Source organism: uncultured Campylobacter sp., assembly GCF_938045775.1.
In the GTDB taxonomy this organism is placed as follows: domain Bacteria; phylum Campylobacterota; class Campylobacteria; order Campylobacterales; family Campylobacteraceae; genus Campylobacter_B.
Genome location: NZ_CALIBH010000163.1, coordinates 1 through 4,590, shown reverse-complemented (window position 1 = coordinate 4,590; position 4,590 = coordinate 1). Strand labels below are relative to the sequence as shown.

The 4,590-nt window shown below is 47.4% G+C and carries 5 protein-coding genes; 3 read left to right on the top strand and 2 right to left on the bottom strand.

Translation table 11 applies throughout. The features are described from left to right. Together Q0238_RS06180 and Q0238_RS06175 are read right to left on the bottom strand one after the other, a co-directional pair. On the bottom strand, nt 1-312 hold a 312-nt coding region (locus Q0238_RS06180; RefSeq protein ID WP_297944024.1), incomplete at its 3' end, for a fumarate hydratase C-terminal domain-containing protein. A gap of 10 nt (nt 313-322) precedes the next feature. Beyond that, nucleotides 323-1,168, bottom strand: coding sequence for a fumarate hydratase (locus Q0238_RS06175; protein ID WP_297944022.1), 846 nt, complete (start codon nt 1,166-1,168; stop codon nt 323-325). A 199-nt stretch (nt 1,169-1,367) separates the two neighbouring features. Here Q0238_RS06175 and Q0238_RS06170 point away from each other — a divergent pair, with 199 nt between their 5' ends. The 3 genes from Q0238_RS06170 to Q0238_RS06160 all read left to right on the top strand — a co-directional run bounded on the left by Q0238_RS06170 (nt 1,368) and on the right by Q0238_RS06160 (nt 4,037). Beyond that, on the top strand, nt 1,368-1,925 hold the full coding sequence (locus Q0238_RS06170) for a NapC/NirT family cytochrome c (RefSeq protein ID WP_291940163.1): 558 nt from the start codon (nt 1,368-1,370) through the stop codon (nt 1,923-1,925). 10 nt (nt 1,926-1,935) lie between these two features. Beyond that, nucleotides 1,936-3,336: a multiheme c-type cytochrome gene (locus Q0238_RS06165; RefSeq protein WP_297944020.1), complete on the top strand. Its 1,401-nt coding sequence runs from the start codon at nt 1,936-1,938 to the stop codon at nt 3,334-3,336. Between the two features lie 278 nt (nt 3,337-3,614). Further along, nucleotides 3,615-4,037 carry a hypothetical protein gene (locus Q0238_RS06160; protein ID WP_297944018.1) on the top strand — a complete coding sequence of 141 codons (423 nt, stop codon included), beginning with the start codon at nt 3,615-3,617 and terminating at the stop codon, nt 4,035-4,037. Nucleotides 4,038-4,590 lie beyond the last annotated feature (553 nt).

Sequence of the window (4,590 nt, the reverse complement as noted above, 5' to 3'; positions counted from 1 at the left end):
GCCGATCATGCCGTTTATGCCCACTTCGTTTATCATCGTCGGAGTGTATTTGTCCATGCGTCCGCTAGTCGTAGGTCCTGCAGCACCGATTGCCTGACCCGGTTTGGCGGGGGTCGGTCCCAGATAATATATCGTCTCGCCTGCTAAATTTACGGGTAGCTTCTCGCCGCGAGCGAGAGTTTCGGTTAGAGCCTTGTGTGCGGCATCGCGAGCTGCGATGATGGTGCCGCTAATTAGGACGTTATCGCCCGCCTTTAGGCTTTTTACTACGCTTTTATCGAAAGGTGCGGTAATTCTTTTAACTTCTGACATGATTTCCTCCTTATAGTTCGGCATCGGCATGGCGAGCCGCGTGGCAGTTGATATTAACGGCGACCGGAAGCCCCGCTATGTGGGTCGGATACCACTCTACATTGACCTTAACGGCGGTATTTATGCCGCCCAGACCCTGCGGACCGACGCCCGTAGCGCGAGCCATCTCCAGTAACTCATCTTCTAGCTTGGCGTAGCGCTCGTCGGGATTTCTGCTGTCGATCGAGCGAACTGCAGCTTGTTTGGCTAAAAGCGCCGCCTTATCCATCGTGCCACCGATACCGACGCCTACGACCATAGGAGGGCAAGCATTAGGACCAGCGTATTTGACCGCCTCTAAAAATACCTTTTTTACCCCCTCGATGCCGTCTGCGGGAACGAGCATTTTTAGCACCGATTTGTTTTCGCTGCCAAAGCCCTTAGGAGCTACTTTGATCTTAAGTTTGTCGCCTGGGACGATGCGGGTATTGATGACCGCGGGGGTATTGTTCGTGGTGTTTTTGCGCTCAAAAAGCGGCTCTGCAACCACGGATTTGCGCAGATAGCCGCCTACGTAGCCGTCCGCGACGCCTGCATTGATAGCGTCCTCCAGATATCCGCCCTCGATATGCACATCCTGACCGAGTTCGACAAAAACCACCGTCATACCGGTATCTTGACAGATCGGCGCGATCTCTTTCGCTGCCAAATCGGCATTTTGCAAGAGCTTGCCTAAGATATCTTTGCCGATAGGCGAAGTCTCGTTCTCGCGCGCTTTCTCAAATGCCGCGCGCATATCTGGCGTGACGTGATAACAGGCTTTTTTGCAAAGCTCGCTGACTACTTTTGTAATCTCAGCTGCTTGGATCGTTTTCATGATCTCTCCTTGTATTGAAATTTTAATGGATTATATTCCGTTAAACTAAAAACTTAGTTTAAAATTTTATCTTCATTTAATAAATTTTAACAAAAGGCTAGAAAATAAGCGGCTTTTAATCTTTTTATAATAAAATACCACTTTTCGAATTATCAAATACTAAAAATTTTGCGAAGAAATTTTAAAATCAAGGAAACCTATGAAAAAGAAAACTCTTGTGCTGCTCGTGGGCGCTTGTGTGCTTATAGGAATGATACTTTCTCTTGGGATTGCGGAGATGGTTCACCTTACGGGCACCGATAAATTCTGCGTATCCTGTCATACGATGCAGCCGATGGCAAACGCATTTCACAACGATGTTCACGGCGGCAATAACCCGCAAGGCTTCAAAGCCGATTGCGTCGCCTGTCATGTCTCTCATGAAAATACCTTTATGTATCTTTGGACCAAAGCTCTAACCTCCGCAAACGACGTCTATAAGACGGTCTTTACCGATGCAGATAAGATCGACTGGCAAGAAAAACGCAAGGAGCGAAATCATTTCGTTTATGAAAGCGGATGCCTGAGCTGCCACCGAAATTTAAAAGAGCAGAATAATCAAGTAAATAAAGCCTGGCTCGCGCATAGGGATTATTTTGCGGGCACTACCGGCAAAACCTGTGTGCAGTGCCACGAAAACGTCGGTCACAAAAATATGGGTATAGAGATCACCAAATATTGGGATAAATACAACCGAGAAAATAACAAAACCAAGTAAAGGAGAAGCAATGTTAAAAAAAGTCGCTATTTTAATAGCCTGTATCGCATCGTTCGCATTCGCAGAAATGCCCGCGCAGCATGCGAATATGTCCGCGTCGGATGCGAACGTAAGCAATTCCGTAAACGTTAGTCTTACGAAGAATTTAAAGGTAAATAGGCAGCTTACGCCGCTAGCTAGACGCTGTGTCGAGTGCCATGCCGAAAAAACTCCGGGCGTCGTCGCTGATTGGAAGATGAGCCGCCACGCTCACGTAGGCGTTAGCTGTACCGACTGCCACTCGCAGCCAGCAGATAGCCCTATGGCAGCTAAAGAGCCGCATCCGAAAGACACAGACAATCATATTTCGGTGCTAGTTAGCCCAAAAACTTGTGCTAAATGCCACAGCAACGAGGTTAAAGAGTTTGAAAACAGCGGTCACGCAAGAGGCGCTATGCAGATGCAAGCCAACAAAGGAATGGTTGATCTAATGTATCACTACGAAGGACGTGATATCCCTGATCTTAAACATGCGCCTGATATTACCGGCTGCTCTCAATGCCACGGTAGCGTCGTTAAAATGGATGAGCATAACAAGCCTACCAAAGAGACCTGGCCCGTTTACGGCATCGGTACGGTTTATCCGGACGGTAGCGTAGGCGGATGCAAATCGTGCCACTCGGGTCATAAATTTTCGATTGCTGAAGCTCGTAAGCCTGCTGCTTGCGCATCTTGCCACTTAGGACCTGATCATCCGGATATCGAAATTTACAACAACTCAATGCACGGACACGTATTTAACGCTGAAGGCAATGAGTGGAAATTCGATAGCGCTCCTGGTACTTGGGCGGTTCCTGACTACCGCGCCCCTACATGTGCAACCTGCCATATTAGCGGCGGTGTGGGCGATCTAAACTCCACTCACAACGTATCTCAACGCTTGAAGTGGAATTTGTGGCAGCCTAAGAGCAATCTACGCACCGGCGGTAATGAGACCGCGGTAAGCGAGTTTTTAAATACTGGCAAACTAAACGTTGGTAATCCTTTGGCGGGTAACCTAAACGGTCCTGAGGCAGCGCGTGCCGAGATGAAGCAAGTCTGCAAAGAGTGCCACGCAAGCACCCACACGAATAATTTCTTTGAGGTGGGCGATAAGCAGGTACTTCTATATAACGTTTACAACGACGAAGCGACTAAGATGCTAAAAGAGCTTAAGGAAAAGAAACTTCTAAAAGACGATCCTTGGGCGGATGCGTTCCAGCGTATTTATTACACTTCGTGGCATCACGAGGGTCGCAGAATGCGCCAAGGCGCGCTAATGGGCGGACCTGATTATTCGCATTGGCACGGCGTATTCGAGGTCAAAAACGACATTAGAGAGATGCGCGAAATCTACGAGCGCCGCATCAAAACCGGCAAGATCGAGGAATAATCCTTCTTAGTCTGCTAAATTCTGCCGGACTAAACAGATTAAGCTTGTAAGCCCCTGCACTTCGCGGGGGCTTTTTTATTTGGATAAAATTTTAGAATTTTATTTCGTAATCCGCAAAGCCCATCGAAAATCGCCCCTAAAAGCCACTACAAAATCACTGTCTAATTATTTAAGATCATTGAGAATTTATGACGGAAGTAGCTGATAAATTAGAGTAAATTTATCTCTTTGCAATCCAAAATTAGCTACAATCGCGCATATCATTTAAAAGGAATTTTATGGACAAGCAAACGGCATTAGACTTTTTGAGACTTCATCAGCCGATGCCTGCGCAGCTTTCGGATCAGCTCGCGGCAGAGTTTCGCGCGGTACGGGAATTTTTGCGTGATAATCCATGTGATGAAGCGCTTGAGCCGCTTTTGCGCTCGCTAAACGAGGGCGACGGCGTAGGTGAATATCCGCTCGTGGACGAGGTATTGGGCGCGGCGGACGATGCTGCTGCGGTAGCTGCGATTAGAGCGGTCTTAGAAGATCCGAGCACGGGCAGCGGAGCGCGATTTTGGGCGACGCTTTTTAGCGTGAGCTTCGTCCGTAAGGAGCTCATCGCAAGTCTGGAGACATCGCTTAAATACGCAAACGATGATTTGATCGAGCTTACGAAAGTCTGGAGACATCGCTTAAATACGCAAACGATGATTTGATCGAGCTTACGAAGGAACAGATCGAAATGTTTAAGCAGCTCGCGTAAAGCTAGCTGCGTAACTTATAGTTGCGCCTTGCTCACCAGATTGCGCCGCTACAAAGCAAATCTAAATTTATAAAAATCGGCTTAATCGCAGGCTGCTTTTAAATTTTAAAATTTTGCGGTCGCTTAAAATTTTTAGAGGCGGCGATCGAGCAGGCGGCGCGCTTTATTTTCTATGCGCTGTGGTAGGCATCCTGTGCGAGGGTTGCTATCGGCAAAGAAATAGCGTCGCCGCTAAGTGCGAGCGGCGCAGGCACCGCGAGATATGTATCTAGGAGGGTAGAAATTTCACGGCGTCGTTTGAAGTAAAATTTTAAATCTGCGGGCTTGTGATAGAATTTAAGTCGTAATAATGAAGCAGAATTTAATATGCGGCGAGTTCGCCGCTGAAATTTTAAGCTTGCGTCGCGCAGTGACGAGATTTTGCTCGGTGTAATCCGTACGAAATTTTAAGCCGTAAAGATAAAGCGGAATTTCTCATACGTGATTTTTTGAGACGAAATTTTAAG

Bases quoted from the DNA above. Each gene is read 5' to 3' on its own strand.
- Q0238_RS06175 (WP_297944022.1), bottom strand. From the start codon at position 1,168: ATGAAAACGATCCAAGCAGCTGAGATTACAAAAGTAGTCAGCGAGCTT.
- Q0238_RS06170 (WP_291940163.1), top strand. From the start codon at position 1,368: ATGAAAAAGAAAACTCTTGTGCTGCTCGTGGGCGCTTGTGTGCTTATA.
- Q0238_RS06165 (WP_297944020.1), top strand. From the start codon at position 1,936: ATGTTAAAAAAAGTCGCTATTTTAATAGCCTGTATCGCATCGTTCGCA.
- Q0238_RS06160 (WP_297944018.1), top strand. From the start codon at position 3,615: ATGGACAAGCAAACGGCATTAGACTTTTTGAGACTTCATCAGCCGATG.